Source organism: Allobosea sp. P4_H5, from assembly GCF_056400825.1.
Map to the genome: position 1 here is coordinate 155,875 of NZ_JBFUKM010000013.1, position 23,303 is coordinate 179,177.

A 23,303-nucleotide genomic window follows, 5' to 3' on the forward strand; every position below is an offset into this window, starting at 1 on the left:
GGAGCGCCGATGCCCAGGCACGCGCACCGATCCGATCTGCTGTTCACCGGCTCGGACTGGAATTTCGGAACGTTGTCGCATGCCTACGACGTCATCGAGGCGGTGGCGAAGGAGGAGCTGCGGCTCGACATCTACCCCGTGCAGATGGAGGTGATCTCCTCCGAGCAGATGCTCGACGCCTATTCCTCGATCGGCATGCCGCTGATGTATCGCCACTGGTCGTTCGGCAAGCACTTCGTCCATCACGAACTGCACTACCGCAAGGGCGGCCGCGGCCTCGCCTATGAGATCGTCATCAATTCCGACCCCTGCATCGTCTATCTGATGGAAGAGAACACCATGGCCCTGCAGGCGCTGGTGACGGCGCATGCGGCCCTCGGGCACAATCATTTCTTCAAGAACAACTATCTGTTCCGGCAGTGGACCGACGCCGACGCGATCCTGGGCTATCTCGATTTCGCCAAGAGCTACATCACCCGCTGCGAGGAGAAGCACGGCATCGCGGCCGTGGAGGCCATTCTCGACGCCGCCCACGCGCTGATGGACCAGGGCGTGTTCCGCTATCGCCGCCCGCCAAGGCTCTCCTCCGAGAAGCAGCGCGAGGGCTTACGCGAACGGCTGGAGTATGAGGAGCGCTCCTATAACGACCTCTGGCGGACGCTCCCGCGCCAGGCGGATGGCAGCAAGGCGGCGGCAGCGGAGAGTGCGGACCTGATCGCCGAGCGCAAGAAGGCGCTCAACCTGCCCGAGGAAAACCTGCTCTATTTCCTGGAGAAGACCAGCCTGATCCTCGAGCCCTGGCAGCGCGAGATCCTCAGGATCGTCCGGGTGATCGCGCAGTATTTCTATCCGCAGCGGCAGACGCAGGTGATGAACGAAGGCTGCGCCACCTTCGTGCATTACACCGTGATGAATGCGCTGTTCGATCGCGGCCGGATCGGCGAAGGCGCCATGCTGGAGATCCTGCGCAACCATTCGAACGTCATCTTCCAGCCCGGCTTCGACGATCCCCGCTTCTCCGGCATCAACCCCTATGCGCTCGGCCTCGACATGATGCAGGACATCAAGCGCATCGCGACCGAGCCGACCGCGGAGGATCGTGACTGGTTTCCCGAGATCGCGGGCAGCGGCGACTGGCGCACGATCCTGCTCGATGCCTGGGCCAACCACCGCGACGAATCCTTCATCCGCCAATATCTGAGCCCGGCGCTGATCCGGAAATGGCGGCTGTTCCTGCTCTCCGATGCGGCGAACGAGTCGTTCTACAGCGTGGCCTCGATCCACAACGAGCGTGGCTATCAGCAGATCCGCACCGCTTTGGCCCAGAGATACGACATCGGGGCGAACAATACGGACATCCAGGTCGTCGATGTCGACCTGCTCGGCCAGCGGCATTTGCGCCTGCAGCACAAGGTCCGCGACGGCATCGTGCTGGATGGCGGCAGCTGCGACGCGACCCTGCGCCATGTCCAGCGGCTCTGGGGCTACGAGGTCAGCCTGCAGGGCATCGACGCGCAGACCGGCGCAACGGTCTATGAGCGCTCCAGCAGCCAGCTGGAGCAGTGATCACAGGCGCAGGCCGCTACTGCGTCGGCAGGACCCGACCGGTCCGCAGGGCATGGGCCCAGTCGGCCCGGCCATTGGCCTGCGCCCGCCTTGCCGCATGCTCCCAGTCATAGGCGACGGCGTAGTGCTCGATCTCGACCGAATCCGCCATAGTCACCACGGCGAAGCGGGCATGCGGCGCGCCGCTCTCCGAGACATGGATGCGGGGCTCGTCGGCGTTATAGGCGGGATTGCCGACGCTGCCGGGGTTGATCACGACGGTGCCGTCATCGAGCCGCAGCAGGCGCGGCTGATGGCTGTGTCCGCACAGCACCACGGCGGGACGGGTCGGCCCGAGCAGGTCTTCGACGACGCCTGGACTGGCCGCAACCAGGCGCCCGCCTTCGATCTCGTCGAGGAGATAGGTGTCGTCGTCCTTCGGGCTGGCATGGACGCAGCGCACACCGCCGACATCGAGCTCGAAGGGCAGGTCGGCCAGCCAATTGCGGGCATCGGCGTCGAGATTGCGCCAGGCGAAGCTGTCGGAGGCACCGAGGCCGTCCGGCGAGGCCGCGCCGAGCGCCCTGTCGTGGTTGCCGCGGACATGGCTCATCGGGGAGGCACGCAGCAGCCGCACGGTCTCCGCCGGCCAGAGCGGGCCCGAGGCACAGTCACCGAGGTTGACGATGCGATCGACGGAGAGCCCGGCAAGCCTGGCGAGCACGGCTTCGAGGGCCGGCAGATTGCCGTGCACGTCTGCGAGGACGCCTAGCCGCATGTCATAGCTCCCGAATCCCCGACCGATCTTGCGCCAGCCAATCTTGTGATGACGCGTCCCGGGCCGCGCGCCAAGGCCAGGGATGTCATGGCTTGGACGATACGATCAGCGGATCAGCGCCCTGACGCGGGACGAGACGAGGTCGGCGATCAGGACCATGGCGAGGATGACGAGGATGCAGGTCGCGGTGTCCTGGTACTTGAACAGCTTCATCGAGGAGACGAGCTCGAAGCCGATGCCGCCGGCGCCGACCATGCCTAGCACGGTCGATTGGCGGACATTGGTCTCGAGGCGATAGAAGATCGTCCCGAGCCAGGCCGGCAGGACCTGCGGCAGCACGCCGAAGAAGAAGGTCTTGAACGGGCCGACCCCGGCCGAGCGGAAGGCCTCCAGCGGCCCTTCGTCGATATCCTCCATCGCCTCGGCGAAGAACTTGCCGAGCATGCCGGCGCCATGGATCGCGAGCGCCAGCACGCCGGCGAAGGGGCCGAGCCCGATGGCAGCGACGAAGATCAGCGCCAGGATGATCTCGTTGATGCCGCGCATGCAGTTGAGCAATTGCCGTGTCGCATGAAAGACGACCGGGCTCGGGCTCAGATTGCGCGCCGCGAAGAAGCAGACCGGCAGGGCGATGACGACGCCGAGCAGCGTGCCCCAGACCGCGACCTGCAGGCTTTCCAGAGCCGGTTGCCAGAGCCGCTCGAGGAACTCCGGATTGGGCGGCATCATCCGGACGAGGAAGTCCACCATATAGGGGATGCCGTTCCAGAGGTTGCTGGCGTTGATCTGGGAGCCGAGCGCGGCCCACCACAGGAAGACCAGCGCGGCCAGCGTGATGGAGCCGACGCCCCACCAGCCGAAGCGGCCTTGCGGGGGACGAAGGACGAGTTGCAGCGTTCCGAACGACATGGCTTGCCTCCCCGTCAGGCGGTTGCGGTGGCGATCATCGGCGCCAGCATGGGCTGACTGGCCGGGCGAGGCTTGAGCACGCGGGCGATACCGGGGTCCTCCAGGCCGGGATAGATCTGGTGGACGATCTCGGAGGTCAATTGGTCCGGCGTATCGTCGAAGACCACCCGGCCGCCGCTGAGGCCGACGATGCGCTCGCCGAACTCGACGGCATAGTCGACCTGGTGGAGGTTGCAGATCACCGCGATACCCTCCTCCTTGCAGATCGCCTTGAGATAGCCGAGCACGATGCGCGAGGTCTTGGGATCGAGGCTCGCCACCGGCTCGTCGCAGAGGATCACCGCCGGCTGCTGCGCCAGCGCCCGGGCGATGCCGACCCGCTGTTGCTCGCCGCCGGAGAGCTGGTCGCCACGCGAATTCGCCTTCTGGGCGAGCTCAACCCGGGCCAGGCAGTCCATCGCGATGGCGACGTCCTCTTTCGGGAAGAGCTGCAGCATCGAGAGGAAGGACGACAAGCCCGCCATGCGGCCGACCAGCACGTTCTTCAGCACCGACAGGCGCTTCACAAGGTTATGGTGCTGGAAGATCATCGCCACCGGCCGCTTGCCGGCCGTGCCGCGCCTGAGGTCGAGCACCTTGCCGTCGATGACGGTCCGGCCCGCATCGGGCTGGGCGAGCCCGTTGATGCAGCGCAGCAGCGTCGACTTGCCGGCGCCGCTGGGGCCGAGCACGACGAGGAACTCGCCGGCTTTGACGCTGAGGTCGATGCCCTGCAGGACCGGGCGGCCCGCATAGGACTTCTTCAGCCCTTCGATCTTGATCATGCCGCTTCCTCCGCCGGTCGCGTTCCGCGACTACTTCATCTTGGTGAGATCGAGCTTCAGCACCTTCGCGGTCTCGCGAATGATGTCGTAGGCTTGGTCATTGGTCTCGACGAAGCGGTTGAGCTTGCCCTGGTCAGCCCAGGTGATGTCGCGGATGTTCAGGAAGGCCGACTTGATGTTCGCCTTCAGATCCTCCGGCAGGTTCTTGCGCCAGCAGGTCGGCGATTCCGGGATCGGGTCCGACTCCCAGACGACGTGGATGTCGGCGCGATCGACCAGCTTCTTCTGCACGGCCGCATCGAGGATACGGTCGGCAATCGTCGCCGCATCGACCCGCTTGTTGGCGACGGCGAGCGCATTGGCGTCGTGCGAGCCGGTGAAGAGGACCCGGCCGAAATCCTTCTCGGGATCGAAGCCGAGCTTCATCAGCCCGGCCTTCGGGAAGAGGTGGCCCGAGGTCGAGGACGGATCGACGAAAGCGAAGGTGCGCCCTTTCAGGCCCTTCCAGTCGCTGATGCCGCTGTCCTTCCGCGCGATGATCTGGCTGCGATAATAGCTGCGGCTCGATTTGGCCGTCTCCGCCGTGGCGAAGGCCTCGATCGCCGCGACCGTGGTGCCGAGCACATAGGAGAACGGGCCGAGATAGGCGACATCGACATGGTTCGAGCGCATCGCCTCGATCACGCCGTTATAGTCGGAGGCGACGAAACCCTGGACGGGGATGCCGAGATTCTTCTGGAGCGCGGCGAGGAGCTGGGCGCTCGATTCCAGCATCGCCCGCGAGTCCTCGGACGGGATCAGCCCGACGCGGACCAGCTTGGTTTGGGCCCGGACCAGGGCCGGCGCGGCCAGCAGCACTCCGGCGGCCAGCGTACCCTTCAATATCGTGCGACGCGTGGTGGTCATGTCATCCTCCCAAGATGATCCGGCGATCTTTTGATCTGCCGGTGAACCGTTGCGGGCGTCGTTGCCCGGTGCGTGCTCTCAGGCGGCCATGGCCGCCTGCCTTCCGATGAAATTGCGGCCGCGCTCGCCTTCGAGCGCCTTGCCGACGAGACGGTTCCATTCGCCCGCCGAGACGCCGTAGGCGACAGGGTCGGTCGCGACGCCGAGGTCCCGGAGGAAGGCGCCGAGCCGCTCGGCTCCCGCCTCGAGATCGGGGCCGAAGACCCGGCGCAACGCCGCGTCGCATTGCGGCTGCGCGCCCATCGCCCAGCGCATCACCATCGGCAGCGAGAAGGAGCAGGCGATGCCGTGGATCGTGCCGCTCTTCAGGGTGATGTCGTAGGAGATGTTGTGGGCGAGCGCCGTCCTGGTGTTGGAGAAGGCGAGGCCCGCCAGCAGGCTGGCGCGCATTTGCCGGGCCCGGAGCTCGACATCGTCGAGGCGTTCGAGCAGGCGCGGCAGCGTGTCGATGATCTCGCGGGCAGCCTCGACCGCGTAATTGGCCGAGACCGGATTGCCGTTGACGTTCCAGATGCTCTCCAGCGCATGGGAGAGGGCATCGAGCCCGGTCGCCAAGGTGAGGCCGCGCGGCGCGCCGACCGTCAAGGCGGGGTCAAGAACAGCCGTCTCCGGATAGAGCCGGGGATGGGCGAGCGAATACTTGCTGCCATTGGCCTGGTCCCAGACCGTCGCCCAGGACGTGACCTCGGAGCCGGTGCCAGCCGTGGTCGGCACGGCGATGATCGGGACGATCGCGGCCCCATCGAGCGGCTTCTTCTCGGTCAGGTGGCGGCGGACGGTCTCGAAGTCGCCGTCGCTGGCCGCCAGCACCTTGGCGGCATCGATCATCGAGCCACCGCCGAGCGCGACGATGACCTCGGCCGGCTCGGCCGCGCCGAACTGGCGGCAGGACTCGGCGAGATCGGCGCAGTCCGGATTGGTCTCGATATTGGTGATCGAGACGACCGGCGCGCCGGCCACCGCGGTCAGCCTGGCGGAGAATTCGCGGAAGAGCGGCTGATCATAGGTGACGAGGGCCCAGCGCCGCCCGCCGATCAGCCCGGCGACCTCATCGAGGAGGCCGCTGCCGAACCGGATCTTCACGGGGTTCCAGTACGCCCAATTCATGCGGTCCATCCTCGCAATGCGCCTTGCCGGCTCGTTGCGAAGGATGCTCACAGAGCTCCATTCTTATAACAAATTGATTTTTTAATCCAAATGAATAGAAATTCTCTATGCGTTACACTCAGCTCCGGTCCTTCCATAACGTTGCGAACGCCGGCGGCTTCAACGCGGCGGCCGAGGCCTTCAACATCAGCCAGCCGACGCTGACCGCCCAGGTCGGGGCGCTGGAGGCGGAGTTCGGTGTCGAGCTTTTCGTCAAGCGCGGCCGGCGACGTGAACTGAGCGAGAGCGGGCGCCAGCTGCTTGGCATCACCACCCGGCTCTTCGCGGAGGAGGCCGAGGCGCTCGCCTTCCTGACGGAATCGCGCGAGCTCCGGACGGGCCGGCTCTCGATCGGCGCCGTCGGACCGTTCCACGTCACCGAAATGCTCGCCGCCTTCAACCAGGCCTATCCGGGCATCGAGCTGGCCGTGAAGATCGGCAACTCCGCCGAGGTGCTTGGCGATCTCGAAAGCTATCGCTGCGACGTCGCGGTGCTCGCCTATATCGACGAGGACGACAGGCTATTGACCATCCCTTATCGCCGCCACCCCGTCGCGGTCTTCGTGCGGCGCGATCATCGCCTGGCGGACCAGCGCAGCATCCGGCTGCCGGAGCTGGCGGGGGAGCCGATGATCGCGCGCGAACAGGGCTCGACGACCCGGCGCGCTTTCGAGGGTGCACTGGCAAAGACTGGCACGAAGCCGCGCCTGGTCATGGAGATCGGCAGCCGCGAAGCGATCCGCGAGGCGGTGATCCGCGGGCTCGGCATCAGCTATGTCTCGGAGGCCGAGTTCGTTCCGGACGAGACGCTGCGGCTGATCCCGATCGAGGGGGCCGAGGTCTATACCTATGCGCATGTGGTCGTGCTGAAGCAGCGGCAGACCAGCCGGATCATCAAGGCCTTCCTCGACGTCGTCCAGCGGACGCGCGATGCTTCTGACGTCGCCGATGCGTAGGGCATCGATATAGGGGGGCGCGCGAACGCAAGGCCCGCGGAATCGGCGGCCAACGACAAGCCGCCGCAATCGACTGAGTTTCGAAGGGAATTGGAGCGGGCGATCGGAATCGAACCGACGACATTCAGCTTGGGAAGCGGCGCTAAGTTGTTGAATTACTGCGCCTGCGTTCCCGAATAGATGATCGACAGTGTCCGGAAAGGGTGGCGGAAAGCCGTCAATCCGGGGCAAAGCCATCCACCAAAGCGTAGACATATACATTGCAGATCGGTGTGGGCTTCTGCGTAACAATCAGAGTGCATTCCTCGCACCTATCGTCGGCGGGGTTCCACATAACATGCGTTCGGTATTGCCGAACTAGACTCTTCGAACTGGATGCTGTGATCGCCGAAACAATAGGGTTCTTGAGGCGCTCTTCGATCAAGGCGTGCGCGATCTGGTGTGTCTTGGAAAGACGCTCCACGGCAACCGCGTCGGGCAATAAGTCCTGCTGTAGGGAGGCGATGATTCCATCGAACAGCGCCTTCATTTTCACTGCTGGATTTCTCAATGGCGTCGGCCCGCCCAATTCCACGTAAATCCCATAGGTTCCTGTGACAGCGCCTGTCCTGATTGCCCGACCGCTACCTGCCGCCCACCAGACATCGAAGACGCTCTTGAGGCTGCCCGGCGTGAAGCTAAGATGAACTAGGGAAGAAACGGGAATCTCCGGCGTCGGGATTAAGCGGTAGTCCATCTTATGCGGAAATCCCGGGCTATAAGTCTCACTATGTAATCTGCATCTACGCGCTCGTAGACCGTTCCTCGCCGAATTTCTAAACGTTGCGGGCTCGATATTGTAGAACACGACGTTCTCGACATCAAAGAAGCCTTCAATCTGGCTCGAATATACACCCTCGATAATCTTTCCGGATGAAGCCTCGATGTCTTCGATAGCCGCACGTAATTCACGACGCGCCGAATCCATAGGGCCTTTTCTTGACGTATGAGGCATCCGATGCGTGCTAAACAGAGCAACGCGGGTCTCGCCCGGCTCGATTCTGAATACATCCGCCATGACTGCTTCCTGACAATGTCAAATCCGCAATCGACGCACATTGGTCATCCGTCTTGCGATCCGCAAGACCACCCTGTGCCACGACGTCTGTTTAGGTCGATCGTAAGCGATCTCGCTCGACGAAAGAGCTTCAACGATTGCCGCGTTTCGGTGCCGGTTATGGCGACCAGTCTCTTTGCGCGGCGCCCAGCTAATGCCTAACCCATTGAAATTGCACGCTCGCGTTCCCTGCCAAACCACGCCAGAGAGTTCGAACCGCTGGCAAGGCTCGATTGAAAAGAGTGCCAACATACTGTAATTAAACAGGTTTTTGGAGCGGGCGATCGGGATCGAACCGACGACATTCAGCTTGGGAAGCTGACGTTCTACCACTGAACTACGCCCGCGCTCCTGCCCCTATAGCCGGGCCGAGCCGCCGCCGGCAAGCCGGTCGCCACGAGATTTCCTCGTAGATGCGAAAAACCGCGCCGGACCCCTGTCGCCCGGCGCGGCTTGGTTCAGACGCGGTGCGTCTCAGTAGCAGCCGTAGTAGCCGCAGCCATAATAGCCGTAGCTGCGCCGGGAGGACGCCGCGATGACCGCGCCGCCGACCGCACCGGCGACGACGCCGGCCGCAACCGCGTTGCTGGCCTGCGCGTTGGAGCGACGGAAGCTCTGGAACACTTCGCTGCGGCAGCGCTCGAAAGCGCGGGTGCCGGGGCGGTGGCCGGCATCGATGCAGACCTGGTCGGACTCGGCCGCCGACTGCTCGACACTCTGGCAACCGCCGAGGGCAGCGGCGAGAACGCCGGCGATGATGAGGGCGCGCATGAGAAATCCTTTCCCTGTAGACGTTTGGCTACGAAAGCCATGAAGCGGAAGGCGGTCGAAGCCTGCCGCCGGTGACACAAGCATGAACACGCCGCAGGCCAACGGCCGGCAACGCCATCGGCGCTTGCTGCCATCTGACACGGAATCGCCATTTTGTCGCCCCGTAGCTTGCCGCCCGGGCAATCTTCCTGCCTGCGTTGCGGATTCGCAGCTAAGGAAAGGTTGAATCGGCCGCGCAGAGCCGTCAGTTCTTGTCGTCGCTCAAGCCGAGCGGAAATGCTTGGAGAGCTTCAGCGCCTGGCCCTGGTAGTTGGAGGTACCGATCGTGCCATAGAGGGCGTCGGGCTCGGCCGCCATGCGCTCGAACGCCAACCGGCCGACCACCTGCCCATCCTCGAGCAGGAAGGGCACTTCATGGCTCCGGACCTCGAGCACGCCGCGACTTCCGGGAACGCCGCCGGCGCCGACGCCGAAGCCGGGATCGAAGAAGCCGGCATAGTGGACGCGGAATTCACCCATCGCAGGATCGATCGGTGCCATCTCGGCGGCAAAGGCCGGCGGAATGTAGATCCGTTCCTTCGAGGCGAGGATGTAGAACTGATGGGGGTCGAGGATGAGCCGCTTGCGCTTGGCCGGGATCGGCGTCCAGAAATCGTCGATCTCGTAGCCACCGACCCGGTCGACATCGATGACGTCGGTGAAGCGCTGGGCTTGGTAGCCGATGATCTCGCTCTCGGCGTCGCCGAGATGGATGCTGAACAGGAGACCGTTGCGGATCGTCGCGGGGCCGTCGACCAGAGCGGTGTGGCGATGGACCTCGCGCAGCTCGCGGTCGGAGACGCGAAAGCCCTCCGCCTCCTCCTGGCCAGAGCTCCGGCGGCGGAAGCGCAACTGGTTGAGACGGCTGCCCTTGCGCACCTTGATCGAGAAGCTCGACGGCGAGATCTCGGCATAGAGCTTGCCGGAATAGCCGCCGGCGACGCTGTCGAAGGCTTCGCTGCGGTCGGCGATCAGGCGGGTGAAGACGTCGAGCCGGCCGGTCGAGCTCTTCGGATTGGCGAAGGCCGAGATCGTCGCCGGCAGTTCGTGCAGCGACTCCATCAGCTCGACAACATAGACGCAGTTCTTCTCGAGGATCGCGCCCTCCTCGAGGGAGACCTCGTCCTGGGTCAGGTCGGCGAGCATCTGGGCGACGCTCTTGTTCGGCCCGGGCAGGAAGCTGGCGCGGACGCGATAGGCCTTGTGGCCGAGACGCAGGTCGAGGCTCGCAGGCTGGTACTGGCTCTCGGCGAAGGCGCCGGAGGTCGAGCGGACCATGCCGCGATGGACGAGCTTGCGGATGTCCTGGCGCGGCAGCACGCCGGGAGGGCCGGCGAGCGAAGCCGGCGCGGTCGCGATCTCGGCCAGCATGTCGGGCGATGTCGCCATGGCGCTATCAGATCACCTTGTGAAGCGCGGCGCAAAGCCAGCCTGCCGCGAGATTGATCGTTCTTCTTGCCGTGCCGGGATGCAGCTGGCGAGTCCGGCGTCAGGTTGTCCACATGCCCGCGTACTCGCGGATCATCGGGTCTACAACCGGTTGACGGCATTGACGCTGCGCCGCCGCAAGGCATAACAAGGCCTTCCCGCCGCCCCGGCGAGAGCCGCATGGAGGCGGCACGGAGCCGCGATGATGTACCAGGCCGAAACGCATGGCGTGCGCGTCACCGCCTCGCCCAAGTTCATGGACAGCGAATCCACGCCGGACCAGAGCCGCTATTTCTGGGCCTATACGATCGAGATCGAGAACCTGTCGCCCCGCGCCATGCAGTTGATGACGCGGCACTGGGTCATCACCGACGGACGCGGCGAGGTGCATGAGGTCCGCGGCGACGGCGTGATCGGCCAGCAGCCGGTGCTGCAGCCGGGCGAGCGCTTCAGCTATACCTCCGGCTGCCCGCTGATGACGCCCGACGGCAGCATGCGCGGCGTCTATGCCATGCTCGGCGAGGATGGCGCGCGTTTCGATGTCGAAGTGCCGCTGTTTCCGCTCGACTCGCCCTATGTGAAGAAGGTCCTGCATTGACTACCGCAACACCGACCGGGCAGCGCTACCAGCCGCTCGACATGCTCGCCCGCCTCGTCGCCTTCGACACGGTGAGCTACAAATCCAATCTCGACCTGATCGCCTTCGTCGAGGATTACCTCGCCGGCTGGGGCGTACCCTCTGTGCGCTTCCCGAACGCGACCGGCGACAAGGCGGCGTTGTTCGCCACGATCGGCCCGCAGGACAAGGGCGGCATCGTGCTCTCCGGCCATACCGATGTCGTGCCGGTCGAGGGCCAGGCCTGGTCGCGCGATCCGTTCACACTGCATGTCGAGAACGGTAAGGCCTATGGCCGCGGCTCGGTCGACATGAAGGGCTTCGTCGCGCTGGCGCTTGCGCTGGTGCCGGATTTCCTCGCCGCGAACCTGAAGACGCCGATCCACCTGTTCTTCTCCTATGACGAGGAGGTAACCTGCCTCGGCGTCATCGACGGCATCGCCGCAATGGGCAAGAGCCTGCCGCGCCCACGCGCCGTCATCGTCGGCGAGCCGACTTCGCTCGAACTCGCCGACGCGCATAAGGGCATCCGCACCTTCTTCACCGCGATCACCGGCTTCGCCGCGCATTCCTCGAAGCCGCATCTCGGCGCCAGCGCCGTCCATGCCGGGACGCGCCTCGCCGCCGGCCTCGTCGCCATGGCCGATGAGCGCGAGGGACGGATCGACGAGAGCGGCCGCTTCGATCCGCCCTATGACACCATCCATATCGGCAAGTTCCATGGCGGCATCGCCCGCAACATCCTGGCCGATCGCTGCGACCTCGCCTGGGAGGTGCGCACGCTGCCGGGCTCCGATCCGCAGGAGGTGCCGGCTCGTTTCGCCAGGCTTTCCGAGGAGGTGCTGGCGCGCATGCGCAAGACCGCGCCGTCGGCGACGATCGAGACAGTGATGAGCTCGGACGTGCCGGGTCTCGCGCCCGATCCGGGCTCGGAGGCCGAGACGCTGGTGATGCGCCTCGCTGGCCGCAACAGCACCATCGCCGTCGCCTATGCCACCGAGGCCGGGCATTTCCAGCGCGCCGGCCTGCCGACCATCGTCTGCGGCCCGGGCTCGATCGATCAGGCGCACCAGCCGGACGAGTACATCACGCTGGAGCAGTTCGCCGCCGGCGAAGCCTTCATGCGCAAGCTGATGGCGGAATGCCGGGTGTAGGCCCCTTCCTTCTCCCCCCTGCGGGAGAAGGTGTCAGCGCGCAGCGCTGACGGATGAGGGGTCGCGCACCCCTCTCCGTCGTCCGCATTTTACATGAGGAAATCGGCAGTCGTCGCGAGACCCCTCATCCGGCGCTTCGCGCCACCTTCTCGCGCAGGGGGAGAAGGAGGAGGCCACTCACTGCCCCGCCGAGATCTCCGCCTCGACCTCGGCCGGGTCGAAATTGTAGCGGCGCGAGCAGAACTCGCAGGTGACGCCGAGCGTCCCGTCATCGGCGATCATCGCCTTGCGGTCGTCGGTCGAAAAGCCCTTGAGCATGCCGAGCACGCGCTCGCGCGAGCAGCGGCAGGCCTCGTGCACCGCGACAGGCTCGAAGACATGGGCGCCACGCTCATGGAAGAGCCGGTAGAGCAGCTGCTCGCTCTCCAGCAGTGGATCGAGCAGCTCGTGATGCTCGATCGTCTCGACCAGCGAGCGCGCTTCGGTCCAGGCGTCGTCGCTGACGCCGTCATCGTCGCCGGCGGCGAGAATCTCATGGCCCTCGGGCGCATCGCCAGGGTGGAGGTCGGCAGCGCGCATGCGCTCGGGCGAGTTCGGCATGAACTGCACGATCAGCCCGCCGGCGCGCCAGGCGAGGCCAGCGCCGGTCAGGACCGAGCCGACGCCGAGGCGGATACGGCTCGGGATCTGCTCGGACTGGCGGAAATACTGGTGGCCGGCTTCTTCCAAGCTCTGCCCGTCGAGCGCGACAACGCCCTGATAGCGCGTCGCCTCGCTGCCCTGGTCGACGGTCATGGCGAGATGGCCCTTGCCAAGCAGGTCGCCCGTCGAGGTCGCGTTTGCGTCGATCGCAGCCGCCAGCTGATCGGCATCGTAGCGGGCCATGGCGCGGTAGCAGTCGGGCGCGTTGAAGTCGACGACCAGCATCGACACCGGCCCGTCGCTCTTGGTCTGCAGCTGGAAGCGGCCTTCGCCCTTCAGCGTGGTGCCAAGCATGACAGCGAGCGCGGCGGCCTCGGCGAGGACGCGCGCGACGGGCTCGGGATAATGATGCCGCGCGAGGATCCGGTCGAGCGAGGGTCCGAGCCTGACGACCCGGCCGCGCACGTCGAGATCAGGCACGGCGAAGGGCAGCACCCGATCGTCGGGGGCGCCCGCGGGCGAGCCTTCCGCCATCAGGCCGCCACACCGCCGAAGCACCAGGCCAGGATGCCCTTCTGGGCATGCAGCCGGTTCTCGGCCTCGTCGAAGACAGCCGATTGCGGGCCATCCATGACCTGGTCGGTCACTTCCTCGCCACGCGAAGCCGGCAGACAGTGCATGAAGATCGCATCCTTCTCGGCGCGGCCGAGCAGGCGCTCATCGACCTGGTAGGGCCGCAGCAGGTTGTGGCGCGTGCCTTCCTGGTCGCCCATCGAGACCCAGCAATCGGTGATGACGCAGTCGGCGCCCTCGACCGCCGCCTCGGGACGGTGGGTCAATTGCAGCCTGGCGCCCTGGTCGCGAGCCCAGTCGAGCAGCGCCGGCGGAGGCGCGAGCTCTTCGGGCGTCGCGATGGCAAGCTCGAAATCGAGCCGGCCGGCCGCATGGACCCAGGAGGTCAGCACATTGTTGGTGTCGCCAGTCCAGGCGATGCGCTTGCCCTTGATCGAGCCCTTGCGCTCCTCGAAGGTCATGACATCGGCCATGACCTGGCAGGGATGCTGGCGCTTGGTCAGGCCGTTGATCACCGGCACGGCGGCGTATTGCGCCATCTCGACCACGGCGTCGTGGTCGAGCATGCGGATCATGATCGCATCGACATAGCGCGAGAGCACGCGGGCGGTGTCGGCGATGGTCTCGCGCTCACCGAGCTCGATCTCCTGGCCGGTCACCATCATCGGCGAACCGCCGAGCTCGCGGATGCCAACGTCGAAGGAGACGCGGGTCCGGAGCGAAGGCTGCTCGAAGATCATGGCGATGACCTTGCCTTCGAGCAGGCGGTCGCCGGCGGCCGCGGGCGTGCGCCGGCGGGCCTTGATGTCCTCGCCGGCCTTGAGGATGGCGCGGAGCTCTCCGGCCGAAAAATCCGAGAGATCGAGAAAGTGACGCGTCGCAGACATCATGCTCACTCCGCCGCCGGCCGGGCGAACTCCGCCTCGACCGCGCCAGCCGCTTTGTCCAGCCGCGCCACTGCCTCGGCCACTTCGCTCTCGCCGATGATCAGCGGCGGCAGCAGGCGTACGACATTGTCGCCGGCCGCGACCACGAGCAGGCCGGCGGCCCGCGCCTGCGCGACGAAATCGGTGTTCGGGGTCTTGAGCTTGAGGCCGAGCATCAGCCCCTCGCCGCGGATTTCCTCGATCACCTGGGGATGCTGATCCTTGAGCTGGGCCAGCGACTGGCGCAGGCGCAAGGCCGTCTTCTGGACATGCTCGAGGAAGCCCGGCGCCAGGATGACGTCGAGCACGGCGTTGCCGACCGCCATGGCGAGCGGATTGCCGCCAAAGGTGGTGCCGTGGGTGCCGAGCGTCATGCCGGAGGCCGCCTCCTCGGTGGCGAGGCAAGCGCCCATCGGGAAGCCGCCGCCGATGCCCTTGGCGATCGACATGATGTCGGGGGCGACACCGTAATGCTCATAGGCGAAGAACTTGCCGGTGCGGCCGACGCCGGTCTGGATCTCGTCGAAGATCAGCATCAGCCCGTGCTCGTCACAGAGCTCGCGGAGCTGCTTGAGGACACGCATCGGCACCGAGCGCAGGCCGCCCTCGCCCTGGATCGGCTCAATCATCAGCGCGGCGGTCTCCGGACCGATCGCGGCCTTCAGCGCCGCCTCGTCGTCGAACGGCACCTGGTCGAAGCCGTCGACCTTCGGGCCGAAGCCGTCGATGTATTTCTGCTGGCCGCCGGCGGCGATGGTCGCGAGCGTGCGGCCATGGAAGGCGCCCTCGAAGGTGACGACGCGGAAGCGCTCGGGATGGCCCTTCGCGGCATGGTACTTGCGCGCCATCTTGATCGCGCACTCGTTCGCCTCGGCGCCCGAATTGGTGAAGAAAACGCGCTCGGCGAAGGTCGCCTCGCAGAGCCGGCGGGCGAGCCTCTCGCCCTCGGGCATCGTGTAGAGGTTGGAGGTGTGCCAGATGCGCTGGGCCTGGGCAGTCAGCGCCTCGACCAGATGCGGATGGGCGTGGCCGAGCGAATTGACGGCGATGCCGGCGCCGAAATCGAGATAGCGCTGGCCGTCGGCGGTGATCGCCCAGGCGCCCTCGCCACGCTCGAGCGCGATCGGGGCCCGGGCATAGGTCGGCAGGAGAACGGAAGAAGCGGAAGCGGTGCTCATGGAGCAAAATCCTTGCGGCGAGACAGGAAGGTAGCGCGGAATCTCGGGCCGGGAACGGCAGGGTGGGACGCAAGGCGGCATGATGCCGGCACGATGCGACCCGCCGGCGACATTATCGTCGCTGGCCGCTCCCGCCGTCTCGTCGCGCGTCAAGCCGCATCAAAGGAAAATCCCGATCGCTCAAAAACATAAGCGCCGCCCTTGGGGGCGGCTGCGTCGCGCAACTATGCAAAACCGGCCCGGCCCTGTCAATTCCGGCTGACCTCGCGGCAGGACGATCGCCCGTCCACTCAGCCCTCATGTAGTTGCCCTGACCTCGCGGCAGCGTTGCCGAATAGACTCACCGCCCGACCGTCTGCGGCGATTGGCTGGGGAAAAGCCGAATTACGATTCGGCGACTCTTGTGGCCGAGTCAGGCCATCTTGTATGGTCCTCTTCGTCAGATACGACATCTCGTGCGGCGTCTCCTGTATCGTCAGTTCCGGGCGTAACGGCTTCCGTTTTGTGACGGACGCTGCCGGTATCGGATTCCGCCATGATCTCTCCCTATGCCTCGCCGGCCCGCTGGCGAAGCATGACGAAGACAGGTGCAACCCCATGACCGAAGCCGGAGCCTGGACCGACGAACGCGTCGAACTGCTCAAGAAGCTCTGGAATGACGGCCTGAGCGCGAGCCAGATCGCCGCCGAGCTCGGCAGCGTCACGCGTAACGCCGTCATCGGGAAGGTTCATCGTCTCGGCCTGTCCGGCCGGGCCAAGAGCCCGGGCTCGGCCACGCCGCGCCCGCGCAAGCCGGCGGCCCGCCCGCCGAGCCATCCGGCCGGCCATCAGAACGGTGGCGCCGGGCTGACCCGCGGCAACACCGCGCTGGCTCCGCAGTTCGCGCCCGAGATCGCGGCCGAAGCACAGGTCGAACGCGCTCCCGCGCCGGCCGAGGACGTGGTCGTGCCGTTCTCCGAGCGGGTCACGATCATGGATCTGCGCGAATATATGTGCCGCTGGCCGATGGGCGACCCGACCACGCCGGAGTTCCGCTTCTGCGGCGGCCGCAGCGCGACCGGCATGCCCTATTGCGCCTATCACGCCCGGATCGCCTACCAGCCGGCAGCCGACCGGCGCCGCGACCGCAAGCCCATCCGCGCCTGAGCGCTCGGAACCGAGTGGCACGAACATGAAAGCCGGCCGAAAGGCCGGCTTTTCGTTGTCGAGGCCGTTCCTGTGTCAGAGCAGGAAGTGAAAGCCGAAGCCCAGGATGACGAAGCCGGCAGCGATGACCTGCGCCACGAAGAGCGGCTGCAGACGCGAGGCCTTCTCAGCTTGATCAGCGGCCTTCTCGGCCCGCGACATGTGGTCCCTGGCCTTGAACTGCAGGGGACCGCCATCCCGTTCCAGATCCATCCGCACCGCGATGAAGCCGATCACCAGGCCGAGTATGCCGAGACCGAAGAAGCCGACCAGGCGGAGCGCGCCATAGCCGACGCCGATCAACAGCGCGGCGAGAAAGGGAAAGGCGATATAGTCCCATTTGGTGAAACGCATGAAAGGCAGTCTGCGGGAACCGTACATCGTCGTCCAGCCGATGCACCCGAACGCCAAACGGCAAGGAGAGAGCATGGGTCCTGTCGAATATGCCTGCGCGCTGCCGATCCGGGATGGGCGGCTCCTGTTGGGCCTGCGGGCTCCGCACCGCCGGAACCGCCCCTCCTGCTGGGATACGATCGGCGGCCATGTCGAGCCAAGCGAGGCCGTCGAGGCCGCCCTCGTCCGCGAGTTGCAGGAAGAGCTCGGCGTCACGACGACGGTCTTCCGCCGTTTCGAAACGATCGAGACGACCGAGACGGATGGCGTCACGCCCGCACTCTGGCATCTGTTCGCGGTCACCGAATGGACTGGCGGCGACCCCAAGATCAGCAATGACGAGCATAGCGAGATCCGCTGGTTCAACTTCGATTAGGCCCGATCGCTGACCCCGCTGGCATCGGAGGCGTATCGCCCGGTCTTCGCCCGGCTGGCCGCGGCGTTCGGGCCGGAACCGTAGGCATCGGCATGGCGACGTTCGCGATCTATGCGGGCGCGGCGCTGGCGGAGATCGCCGGCTGCTTCGCCTTCTGGGCCTGGCTCAAGCTCGGCAAGTCGGTCTGGTGGCTGCTGCCAGGCCTGGTATCGCTCGCGGCTTTCGCCTGGTTGCTGGCCCTGCTCGACAGTCCAGCCGCCGGACGCGCCTTCGCCGCCTATGGCGGCGTCTATATCGTGGCGTCGCTGGCCTGGATGGCGCTGGTCGAGAAGGTCGCGCCGGATCGCTACGATCTGGCGGGCGCCGCGCTCTGTCTCGCCGGCGCCGCGATGATCGTCGCCGCGCCGCGCTGACAGAAGCGCTCAACTTCGCGCAAATGTCTCGTCGAAGGCATAACCGGCGCCGCGCACCGTACGCAGCGGGTCCTTGGCATTGGCGGGCGTGATCGCCTTACGCAGGCGCCCGACATGGACGTCGACAGTGCGCTCGTCGATATAGACGTCGCGGCCCCAGACGGCGTCGAGCAATTGCGCCCGGGAATAGACCCGGCCCGGCGCCTGCATCAGGAATTCGAGCAGGCGGAACTCGGTCGGCCCGAGATGCAGCTCGGCCCCGGCACGGCGGACACGGCGGGTGGTGCGGTCGAGCTCGAGATCGCCGGCAGCGAGCAAGCCGGCAACGTGGCCGGGCTTGGCACGGCGCAGCAGTGCCTGGATGCGGGCGATCAGTTCGGGCAGCGAGAACGGCTTGACGACATAGTCGTCGGCGCCGGTGGCAAGGCCACGCACGCGCTCGGTCTCCTCGCCGCGGGCCGTCAGCATGATGATCGGCACGCGCTCGGTGTCGCGGCGCGTGCGCAGGCGCCGGCAAAGCTCGATGCCGGAGAGGCCCGGCAGCATCCAGTCGAGCAGGACGAGGTCCGGCGTATGGTCGCGCAGATGCAGTTCGGCGTCGTCGCCGCGCGCCACGCTGTCGACCTCGAAGCCTTCGGCCTCGAGGTTGTAGCGCAGCAGCAGGGTGAGCGGCTCCTCGTCCTCGACGATCAGGATGCGTGCGGGCATGTCAGCGTCCGTTCAAGCGCCCGCCGGTTCAGCCATTGGCCGCCGGCAGGTCGACGAGGATGTTGGTGGTGTCGAGCTTCGGTCGGGTTTCGTCCATGGACTGCCCGGTGACGAGGTAGTGGATGGTCTCGGCGATGTTGGTGGTGTGGTCGCCGATGCGCTCGACATTCTTGGCGCAGAACAGGAGATGCGTGCAGAAGGTGATGTTGCGCGGATCTTCCATCATATAGGTCAGGAGCTCGCGGAACAGCGAGGTGTAGAGCGCGTCGATCTCGTCGTCGCGGCGCCAGACATCCATCGCCTTCTGCTCGTTGCTGGCGGCATAGGCGTCGAGCACGTCCTTGAGCTGGGCCTGGACCAGGCGGCTCATATGCTCGAGGCCGACGACGGCGCGATGCGGCGGCGAGAACTGGCCGGAGATCGCGACCGCGCGCTTGGCGATGTTCTTGGCGAGATCGCCGACACGCTCGATGTCGGCGGCGATGCGGATCGCCGAAATCAGCTCGCGCAAGTCGTTCGCCAGCGGCTGGCGGCGGGCGATGGTCAGCACCGCCTTTTCCTCGACCTCGCGCTGGAGATTGTCGAGGCGCTGGTCGGCGCTGATGATCTTCTGGGCGAGCGCGGTGTCGCGGCGCACCAGAGCCACGGTGGAGTCGCCGAGCATGCGCTCGGACATGCCGCCCATCTCGGCGAGGCTGCGGCGCAGCCCTTCGAGATCGGCGTCGTAGGAGCGGACGATATGGTCGGACATGGGGCGTATCCTTGGGGCTTGCCGACGCTTCGGAATGTCAACCGAAACGGCCGGTGACGTAGTCCTGCGTCTGCTTCTTATGCGGGTTCATGAAGATGGTGTTGGTGGCGTCGAACTCGATCACCTCGCCAAGGTACATGAAGGCGGTGTACTGCGAGATGCGCGCCGCCTGCTGCATGTTGTGGGTGACGATGACGATGGTGAAATCGCTCTTCAGCTGCTCGAGCAGGTCCTCGATCTTGCCGGTCGAGATCGGATCGAGCGCCGAAGTCGGCTCGTCGAACAGGATGACCTCGGGCTTCTGCGCGATGGTGCGCGCGATGCACAGGCGCTGCTGCTGGCCACCGGAGAGGCCCATGCCGGAGCTCTTCAGCTTGTCCTTGACCTCGTCCCAGAGGGCGGCGCGGCGCAGCGCGCCCTCGACGCGATCGTCGAGCTCCGACTTCGGCGGCTTCTCGTAGAGGCGGATGCCGAAGGCGACATTGTCGTAGATCGACATCGGGAACGGCGTCGGCTTCTGGAAGACCATGCCGATGCGCGAGCGCAGTTCGTTCACGTCGACGTTGTTGGAGATGATGTTGCGACCGTCGAGCAGGATCTCGCCGGTCGCCTTCTGCTCGGGATAGAGCGAGTAGATGCGGTTGAAGATGCGCAGCAGGGTCGACTTGCCGCAGCCCGACGGGCCGATCAGCGCGGTGACGTGCCGGTCACGGAAGTCGAGGTTGATGTTCTTCAGCGCCTTGTGCTCGCCGTAGTAGAAATCGAGGTTCTTGACGGCGATGCGAACGGGAGCTTCGGCGTCCAGCGTCTGCGGGCTCAGTTCGAGGGTCGAAAGCATCTGCATGGTCCTTCCGATCGGACGCTTATCACTTGCCGCCGCGCACGATGCGCCGGGCGATGATGGAAAGCACGAGGATTGAGACGGTGATGATCAGCGATCCCGCCCAGGCGAGCTGCTGCCAGTTTTCGTAAGGGGCGGAGGCGAACTGATAGATCGTCACCGGCAGGTTGGAGACGCCGCCGACGAGGTTCGGCGAGAACCAGAAATTATTGTTGAGCGCTGTGAAGATCAGCGGCGCAGTCTCGCCGGCGATGCGGGCGAGGGCCAGCAGGATGCCGGTAACCATGCCCGACTTCGCCGCCCGCCAGGTCACCGAGGTGATGACGACGGAGGGCGGGGCGCCGAGCGCAGCACCCGCCTCGCGCAGGGAGCCGGGAACAAGGCGCAGCATGTCCTCGGTGGTGCGCACGATCACCGGGATCGCGATGATGCCGAGGGCAACGCCGCCGGCCCAGCCGGAATAGCCGCGGAACGGCTCGACCATGATCACGTAGACGAACAGCCCGATCAGGATCGAAGGCGCCGAGAGCAGGATGTCGTTGATGAAGCGGATGAGCTCGGCAAGCTTGGAGGCCTTGCCGTATTCGGCCAGATAGGTGCCGGCGAGCACGCCGATCGGCGTCGCCACGGCGATACCGAGGAAGGTCAGCACGATCGAGCCGACGATGGCGTTGGCGAGGCCGCCGCCCTCCGTGCCCGGCCCCGGCGTGATCTGGGTGAAGGTGTTGGCGGAGAGCCCGCCCAATCCCTTCACGATCAGCATGCCGAGGATCCAGAACAGCACGACGATCGCGATCAGGGTGAAGCTCGTCGCGATGATCTTCATCATCCGGTCAGCGGTGCGGCGCGCCGGGCGCACGCGGCCCCATTCGACATGCGGCGCGGTCATGGTCTTGGTGAATGTCGCCATGGTCATGGGTCCAGCTCCGCTCAGTAGCGCTTCACCCGCGCGACCAGGAGGCGCGCGATGACGAGGACGACGAAGGTGACGAAGAACAGGATGCAACCGAGCGCGATCAGCGAGTTGAGCTGCAGGCCGAGCGCCTCGTTGAACTCGTTGGCGATGCGCGAGGCGATGGTCGAGCCGGGATCCAGGATCGAGGACGAGAGCCGGTTGGCGTTGCCGACGACGAAGGTCACCGCCATGGTCTCGCCGAGCGCGCGGCCGAGGCCGAGCATGACGGCGCCGATGATCGAGACGCCGGCCTGCGGCACCAGCACGTGGCGGACGACCTCCCAGGTCGTCGCGCCAATGCCGTAGGCGCTCTCGCGCAGCACCGACGGGATCTGGTCGAGCATGTCGCGGGTGATCGAGGCGATGAAGGGGATGATCATGAAGGCCAGGATGATCCCGGCGGTCAGGATGCCCAGGCCCGAGGGCGAGCGCGAATACAGAACGGTGCCGATGATCGGCATACCCTCGACGATGTTCGAGAGCGGGATCTGGACATAGGCCGCGAACAGCGGCGCGAAGACGAACAGCCCCCACATGCCGTAGATGATCGAGGGCACGGCGGCGAGCAGCTCGATCGCGGTCGAGACCGGCTGCTTGAACCAGGGCGGCGCCAGCTGGGTCAGGAAGACGGCGATCCCCAGCGAGAGCGGGACGCCGACGACGAGCGCGATCAACGCAGTCGAGAGGGTGCCGACGATGGCGGGCCAGGCACCGTACTGGTCGTTCTGGGTGTCCCAGACGCTGGAGGTGATGAAGCCGAAACCGAATTCGCGGAAGGCGGGCCAGCCACCAATGACCATCGAGAGCATGATGCCGGCGAGCAGCACCAGCACGAACAGCGCCGCCAGCAGGCTGGCATTGCGGAAGATGAGATCGAAGGTCCCCATCGGGGTCTTGCGCACCGGCGCGCTTGGCGCGGCGTACTGGTCGGTCACGGCAGACATCCGTGGTTACTCCGGTCTCGAAAGGCGACTATCGGATCGAAACGAGGCTCTGGTCGTCGTGGAAGCGGGGGCCCTTGTCCGGCCCCCACCCCCGTATCGTCACGCGGAAGCGATCAGAAGATCGGCTTGCCCGCCGGGTCGGTCACGCCCTTCCAGGCGTTGCGGACCTGGTCCTTGACGTTGGCCGGCAGCGGCACGTAGTCGAGGTCGAGGGCGAGCTGGTCGCCGCTCTTATAGGCCCAGTCGACGAACTTCAGCGCGGCCTGCACCTCTTCCGGCTTCTCCGGCTTGGCGTGCACGAGCAGGAAGGTGGCGGAGGTGATCGGCCAGGCCTGGGCGCCCTTCTGGTTGTTCAGCGAGATGCCGAAGCCGGGAGCCTCGTTCCAGTTGGCGTTGGCGGCGGCGGCCTGGAAGGCCTTGTCGTCCGGCGCCGGGAAGTTGCCGTCGGCGTTCTTGACGAGGGCGTGGGCCAGCTTGTTCTGCTTGGCATAGGCGTATTCGACGTAGCCGATCGAGTTGGCGACCTGCTTGACCGAGGCCGAGACGCCCTCATTGCCCTTGCCGCCGATGCCGACCGGCCACTGCACGGCCGTGTTGGTGCCGATCTTCGTCTTCCAGTCGGCCGAGACCTTGGAGAGGTAATCGGTGAAGACGAAAGTCGTGCCCGAGCCGTCCGAACGGTAGACCGGGTTGATGTTGGCGTCGGGCAGCTTGAGGTCGGCGTTCAGCGCGACGATCTTCGGGTCGTTCCACTTCTTGATGTTGCCGAGATAGATCTCGGCGATCAGCTCGCCCGAGAGCTTGAGCTTGCCGGGCTCGACGCCGGCGATGTTGATCGCGGGGACGACACCGCCCATCACGGTCGGGAACTGGATCAGGCCGTCCTTGGTCAGGTCCTCGCCCTTGAGCGGGGCGTCGGTAGCGCCGAAGGCGACGGTCTTCGCCTTGATCTGGCGGATGCCGCCGCCCGAGCCGATCGACTGATAGTTCAGGCCGATGCCGCTCTCCTTCTTATAGGCCTCGGCCCATTTGGAGTAGATCGGGAAGGGGAAGGTCGCGCCAGCGCCGGTGATGTCGGCAGCCTGGGCGACGCCCGACAGGCCGACGGCGGCGGCCGCGAGAATGAGAAGTTTGCGCATGAGGTGTCCTCTAAAGGTCGCAAGTGCAGCGGCCCTGCTAGAACACCGGCT

At 65.9% G+C, this 23,303-nt stretch carries 25 protein-coding genes and 1 tRNA gene; 7 read left to right on the forward strand and 19 right to left on the reverse strand.

Features of this window, described 5'->3' with window-relative positions:
• Positions 1-9: 9 nt before the first annotated feature.
• Complete coding sequence (locus AC1DS0_RS24650) at positions 10-1,566, forward strand: SpoVR family protein (RefSeq protein ID WP_476816863.1); 1,557 nt, start codon at positions 10-12, stop codon at positions 1,564-1,566.
• 16 nt (positions 1,567-1,582) lie between these two features.
• On the opposite strand, the gene AC1DS0_RS24655 is transcribed toward AC1DS0_RS24650, so the two are convergent.
• The 5 genes from AC1DS0_RS24655 to psrA form a co-directional block, all read right to left on the reverse strand.
• Positions 1,583-2,323, reverse strand: coding sequence for a metallophosphoesterase family protein (locus tag AC1DS0_RS24655; RefSeq protein ID WP_476816864.1), 741 nt, complete (start codon positions 2,321-2,323; stop codon positions 1,583-1,585).
• A 105-nt stretch (positions 2,324-2,428) separates the two neighbouring features.
• Positions 2,429-3,232 carry a phosphonate ABC transporter, permease protein PhnE gene (phnE, locus tag AC1DS0_RS24660; RefSeq protein ID WP_476816865.1) on the reverse strand — a complete coding sequence of 268 codons (804 nt, stop codon included), beginning with the start codon at positions 3,230-3,232 and terminating at the stop codon, positions 2,429-2,431.
• Positions 3,233-3,246: 14 nt separating this feature from the next.
• Positions 3,247-4,056 (reverse strand): phosphonate ABC transporter ATP-binding protein, encoded by an 810-nt coding sequence (gene phnC, locus AC1DS0_RS24665; RefSeq protein WP_476816866.1) that lies wholly within the window; start codon positions 4,054-4,056, stop codon positions 3,247-3,249.
• A 30-nt stretch (positions 4,057-4,086) separates the two neighbouring features.
• Positions 4,087-4,962, reverse strand: coding sequence for a phosphonate ABC transporter substrate-binding protein (phnD, locus tag AC1DS0_RS24670; protein ID WP_476816867.1), 876 nt, complete (start codon positions 4,960-4,962; stop codon positions 4,087-4,089).
• 78 nt (positions 4,963-5,040) lie between these two features.
• Positions 5,041-6,129, reverse strand: a complete 1,089-nt coding sequence (gene psrA, locus AC1DS0_RS24675) for an iron-containing alcohol dehydrogenase PsrA (RefSeq protein ID WP_476816868.1) — start codon at positions 6,127-6,129, stop codon at positions 5,041-5,043.
• A 107-nt stretch (positions 6,130-6,236) separates the two neighbouring features.
• On the opposite strand from psrA, the gene AC1DS0_RS24680 reads away from it, so the two are divergent.
• Positions 6,237-7,124 (forward strand): LysR substrate-binding domain-containing protein, encoded by an 888-nt coding sequence (locus AC1DS0_RS24680; RefSeq protein WP_476816869.1) that lies wholly within the window; start codon positions 6,237-6,239, stop codon positions 7,122-7,124.
• 217 nt (positions 7,125-7,341) lie between these two features.
• Here AC1DS0_RS24680 and AC1DS0_RS24685 read toward each other — a convergent pair whose 3' ends face one another.
• From AC1DS0_RS24685 to AC1DS0_RS24700, 4 genes are all read right to left on the reverse strand, one after another.
• The gene (locus tag AC1DS0_RS24685) at positions 7,342-8,181 is read right to left on the reverse strand and encodes a hypothetical protein (protein WP_476816870.1); all 840 of its coding nucleotides are present in this window, start codon (positions 8,179-8,181) and stop codon (positions 7,342-7,344) included.
• Between the two features lie 311 nt (positions 8,182-8,492).
• Positions 8,493-8,567: transfer RNA gene (locus tag AC1DS0_RS24690), tRNA-Gly, on the reverse strand.
• Positions 8,568-8,694: 127 nt separating this feature from the next.
• The gene (locus tag AC1DS0_RS24695) at positions 8,695-8,991 is read right to left on the reverse strand and encodes a hypothetical protein (protein WP_476816871.1); all 297 of its coding nucleotides are present in this window, start codon (positions 8,989-8,991) and stop codon (positions 8,695-8,697) included.
• A 261-nt stretch (positions 8,992-9,252) separates the two neighbouring features.
• A complete protein-coding gene (locus AC1DS0_RS24700; RefSeq protein ID WP_476816872.1) occupies positions 9,253-10,419 on the reverse strand; it encodes a 2'-deoxycytidine 5'-triphosphate deaminase in 1,167 nt (388 codons plus the stop codon).
• A gap of 244 nt (positions 10,420-10,663) precedes the next feature.
• Between AC1DS0_RS24700 and apaG the strand changes: the two genes are divergently transcribed.
• Both apaG and argE read left to right on the forward strand, forming a co-directional pair.
• Positions 10,664-11,056 carry a Co2+/Mg2+ efflux protein ApaG gene (gene apaG / locus AC1DS0_RS24705; RefSeq protein ID WP_152013077.1) on the forward strand — a complete coding sequence of 131 codons (393 nt, stop codon included), beginning with the start codon at positions 10,664-10,666 and terminating at the stop codon, positions 11,054-11,056.
• On the forward strand, positions 11,053-12,228 hold the full coding sequence (gene argE / locus AC1DS0_RS24710; RefSeq protein WP_476816873.1) for an acetylornithine deacetylase: 1,176 nt from the start codon (positions 11,053-11,055) through the stop codon (positions 12,226-12,228). The genes apaG and argE overlap by 4 nt, the downstream gene beginning before the upstream one ends.
• 177 nt (positions 12,229-12,405) lie before the next feature.
• On the opposite strand, the gene AC1DS0_RS24715 is transcribed toward argE, so the two are convergent.
• Genes AC1DS0_RS24715 through AC1DS0_RS24725 form a run of 3 tightly spaced genes read right to left on the reverse strand, consistent with a single transcriptional unit; the run spans position 12,406 to position 15,547 of the window.
• The gene (locus AC1DS0_RS24715; protein ID WP_476816874.1) at positions 12,406-13,404 is read right to left on the reverse strand and encodes an Hsp33 family molecular chaperone; all 999 of its coding nucleotides are present in this window, start codon (positions 13,402-13,404) and stop codon (positions 12,406-12,408) included.
• Entirely contained in the window at positions 13,404-14,333 is a 930-nt protein-coding gene (gene argF / locus AC1DS0_RS24720) for an ornithine carbamoyltransferase (protein WP_476816875.1), read from the reverse strand. Before argF ends, AC1DS0_RS24715 begins: the two co-directional genes overlap by 1 nt.
• A gap of 2 nt (positions 14,334-14,335) precedes the next feature.
• Entirely contained in the window at positions 14,336-15,547 is a 1,212-nt protein-coding gene (locus AC1DS0_RS24725; protein ID WP_476816876.1) for an acetylornithine transaminase, read from the reverse strand.
• 597 nt (positions 15,548-16,144) lie between these two features.
• Here AC1DS0_RS24725 and AC1DS0_RS24730 point away from each other — a divergent pair.
• Entirely contained in the window at positions 16,145-16,693 is a 549-nt protein-coding gene (locus AC1DS0_RS24730; protein ID WP_476816877.1) for a GcrA family cell cycle regulator, read from the forward strand.
• Positions 16,694-16,768: 75 nt separating this feature from the next.
• On the opposite strand, the gene AC1DS0_RS24735 is transcribed toward AC1DS0_RS24730, so the two are convergent.
• Positions 16,769-17,086 (reverse strand): hypothetical protein, encoded by a 318-nt coding sequence (locus AC1DS0_RS24735; RefSeq protein ID WP_476816878.1) that lies wholly within the window; start codon positions 17,084-17,086, stop codon positions 16,769-16,771.
• A 73-nt stretch (positions 17,087-17,159) separates the two neighbouring features.
• Between AC1DS0_RS24735 and AC1DS0_RS24740 the strand changes: the two genes are divergently transcribed.
• The gene (locus tag AC1DS0_RS24740; protein ID WP_476816879.1) at positions 17,160-17,501 is read left to right on the forward strand and encodes an NUDIX hydrolase; all 342 of its coding nucleotides are present in this window, start codon (positions 17,160-17,162) and stop codon (positions 17,499-17,501) included.
• Positions 17,502-17,593: 92 nt separating this feature from the next.
• A complete protein-coding gene (locus AC1DS0_RS24745; RefSeq protein ID WP_476816880.1) occupies positions 17,594-17,914 on the forward strand; it encodes a YnfA family protein in 321 nt (106 codons plus the stop codon).
• Between the two features lie 9 nt (positions 17,915-17,923).
• Here AC1DS0_RS24745 and phoB read toward each other — a convergent pair whose 3' ends face one another.
• The 6 genes from phoB to pstS all read right to left on the reverse strand — a co-directional run bounded on the left by phoB (position 17,924) and on the right by pstS (position 23,252).
• Positions 17,924-18,622, reverse strand: a complete 699-nt coding sequence (gene phoB / locus AC1DS0_RS24750) for a phosphate regulon transcriptional regulator PhoB (protein WP_091835441.1) — start codon at positions 18,620-18,622, stop codon at positions 17,924-17,926.
• 28 nt (positions 18,623-18,650) lie between these two features.
• Positions 18,651-19,373: a phosphate signaling complex protein PhoU gene (gene phoU, locus AC1DS0_RS24755; protein WP_152013085.1), complete on the reverse strand. Its 723-nt coding sequence runs from the start codon at positions 19,371-19,373 to the stop codon at positions 18,651-18,653.
• 37 nt (positions 19,374-19,410) lie between these two features.
• Complete coding sequence (gene pstB, locus AC1DS0_RS24760) at positions 19,411-20,211, reverse strand: phosphate ABC transporter ATP-binding protein PstB (RefSeq protein WP_137883970.1); 801 nt, start codon at positions 20,209-20,211, stop codon at positions 19,411-19,413.
• A gap of 28 nt (positions 20,212-20,239) precedes the next feature.
• Entirely contained in the window at positions 20,240-21,130 is an 891-nt protein-coding gene (pstA, locus tag AC1DS0_RS24765; RefSeq protein ID WP_476816881.1) for a phosphate ABC transporter permease PstA, read from the reverse strand.
• A gap of 14 nt (positions 21,131-21,144) precedes the next feature.
• Positions 21,145-22,113 carry a phosphate ABC transporter permease subunit PstC gene (gene pstC / locus AC1DS0_RS24770; RefSeq protein ID WP_476816882.1) on the reverse strand — a complete coding sequence of 323 codons (969 nt, stop codon included), beginning with the start codon at positions 22,111-22,113 and terminating at the stop codon, positions 21,145-21,147.
• 113 nt (positions 22,114-22,226) lie between these two features.
• The gene (gene pstS / locus AC1DS0_RS24775; protein ID WP_476816883.1) at positions 22,227-23,252 is read right to left on the reverse strand and encodes a phosphate ABC transporter substrate-binding protein PstS; all 1,026 of its coding nucleotides are present in this window, start codon (positions 23,250-23,252) and stop codon (positions 22,227-22,229) included.
• Positions 23,253-23,303: the final 51 nt, after the last annotated feature.

Coding starts and splice junctions, on each gene's coding strand:
- apaG (WP_152013077.1), top strand. CDS start 10,664: ATGTACCAGGCCGAAACGCATGGCGTGCGCGTCACCGCCTCGCCCAAG.
- AC1DS0_RS24655 (WP_476816864.1), bottom strand. CDS start 2,323: ATGCGGCTAGGCGTCCTCGCAGACGTGCACGGCAATCTGCCGGCCCTC.
- phoU (WP_152013085.1), bottom strand. CDS start 19,373: ATGTCCGACCATATCGTCCGCTCCTACGACGCCGATCTCGAAGGGCTG.
- AC1DS0_RS24740 (WP_476816879.1), top strand. CDS start 17,160: ATGGGTCCTGTCGAATATGCCTGCGCGCTGCCGATCCGGGATGGGCGG.
- AC1DS0_RS24715 (WP_476816874.1), bottom strand. CDS start 13,404: ATGGCGGAAGGCTCGCCCGCGGGCGCCCCCGACGATCGGGTGCTGCCC.
- pstA (WP_476816881.1), bottom strand. CDS start 21,130: ATGACCATGGCGACATTCACCAAGACCATGACCGCGCCGCATGTCGAA.
- pstC (WP_476816882.1), bottom strand. CDS start 22,113: ATGTCTGCCGTGACCGACCAGTACGCCGCGCCAAGCGCGCCGGTGCGC.
- argF (WP_476816875.1), bottom strand. CDS start 14,333: ATGATGTCTGCGACGCGTCACTTTCTCGATCTCTCGGATTTTTCGGCC.
- AC1DS0_RS24745 (WP_476816880.1), top strand. CDS start 17,594: ATGGCGACGTTCGCGATCTATGCGGGCGCGGCGCTGGCGGAGATCGCC.
- AC1DS0_RS24695 (WP_476816871.1), bottom strand. CDS start 8,991: ATGCGCGCCCTCATCATCGCCGGCGTTCTCGCCGCTGCCCTCGGCGGT.
- AC1DS0_RS24735 (WP_476816878.1), bottom strand. CDS start 17,086: ATGCGTTTCACCAAATGGGACTATATCGCCTTTCCCTTTCTCGCCGCG.
- AC1DS0_RS24725 (WP_476816876.1), bottom strand. CDS start 15,547: ATGAGCACCGCTTCCGCTTCTTCCGTTCTCCTGCCGACCTATGCCCGG.
- phoB (WP_091835441.1), bottom strand. CDS start 18,622: ATGCCCGCACGCATCCTGATCGTCGAGGACGAGGAGCCGCTCACCCTG.
- phnC (WP_476816866.1), bottom strand. CDS start 4,056: ATGATCAAGATCGAAGGGCTGAAGAAGTCCTATGCGGGCCGCCCGGTC.
- phnE (WP_476816865.1), bottom strand. CDS start 3,232: ATGTCGTTCGGAACGCTGCAACTCGTCCTTCGTCCCCCGCAAGGCCGC.
- pstS (WP_476816883.1), bottom strand. CDS start 23,252: ATGCGCAAACTTCTCATTCTCGCGGCCGCCGCCGTCGGCCTGTCGGGC.
- psrA (WP_476816868.1), bottom strand. CDS start 6,129: ATGAATTGGGCGTACTGGAACCCCGTGAAGATCCGGTTCGGCAGCGGC.
- AC1DS0_RS24700 (WP_476816872.1), bottom strand. CDS start 10,419: ATGGCGACATCGCCCGACATGCTGGCCGAGATCGCGACCGCGCCGGCT.
- pstB (WP_137883970.1), bottom strand. CDS start 20,211: ATGCTTTCGACCCTCGAACTGAGCCCGCAGACGCTGGACGCCGAAGCT.
- AC1DS0_RS24730 (WP_476816877.1), top strand. CDS start 16,145: ATGACCGAAGCCGGAGCCTGGACCGACGAACGCGTCGAACTGCTCAAG.
- AC1DS0_RS24680 (WP_476816869.1), top strand. CDS start 6,237: ATGCGTTACACTCAGCTCCGGTCCTTCCATAACGTTGCGAACGCCGGC.
- AC1DS0_RS24650 (WP_476816863.1), top strand. CDS start 10: ATGCCCAGGCACGCGCACCGATCCGATCTGCTGTTCACCGGCTCGGAC.
- phnD (WP_476816867.1), bottom strand. CDS start 4,962: ATGACCACCACGCGTCGCACGATATTGAAGGGTACGCTGGCCGCCGGA.
- AC1DS0_RS24685 (WP_476816870.1), bottom strand. CDS start 8,181: ATGGCGGATGTATTCAGAATCGAGCCGGGCGAGACCCGCGTTGCTCTG.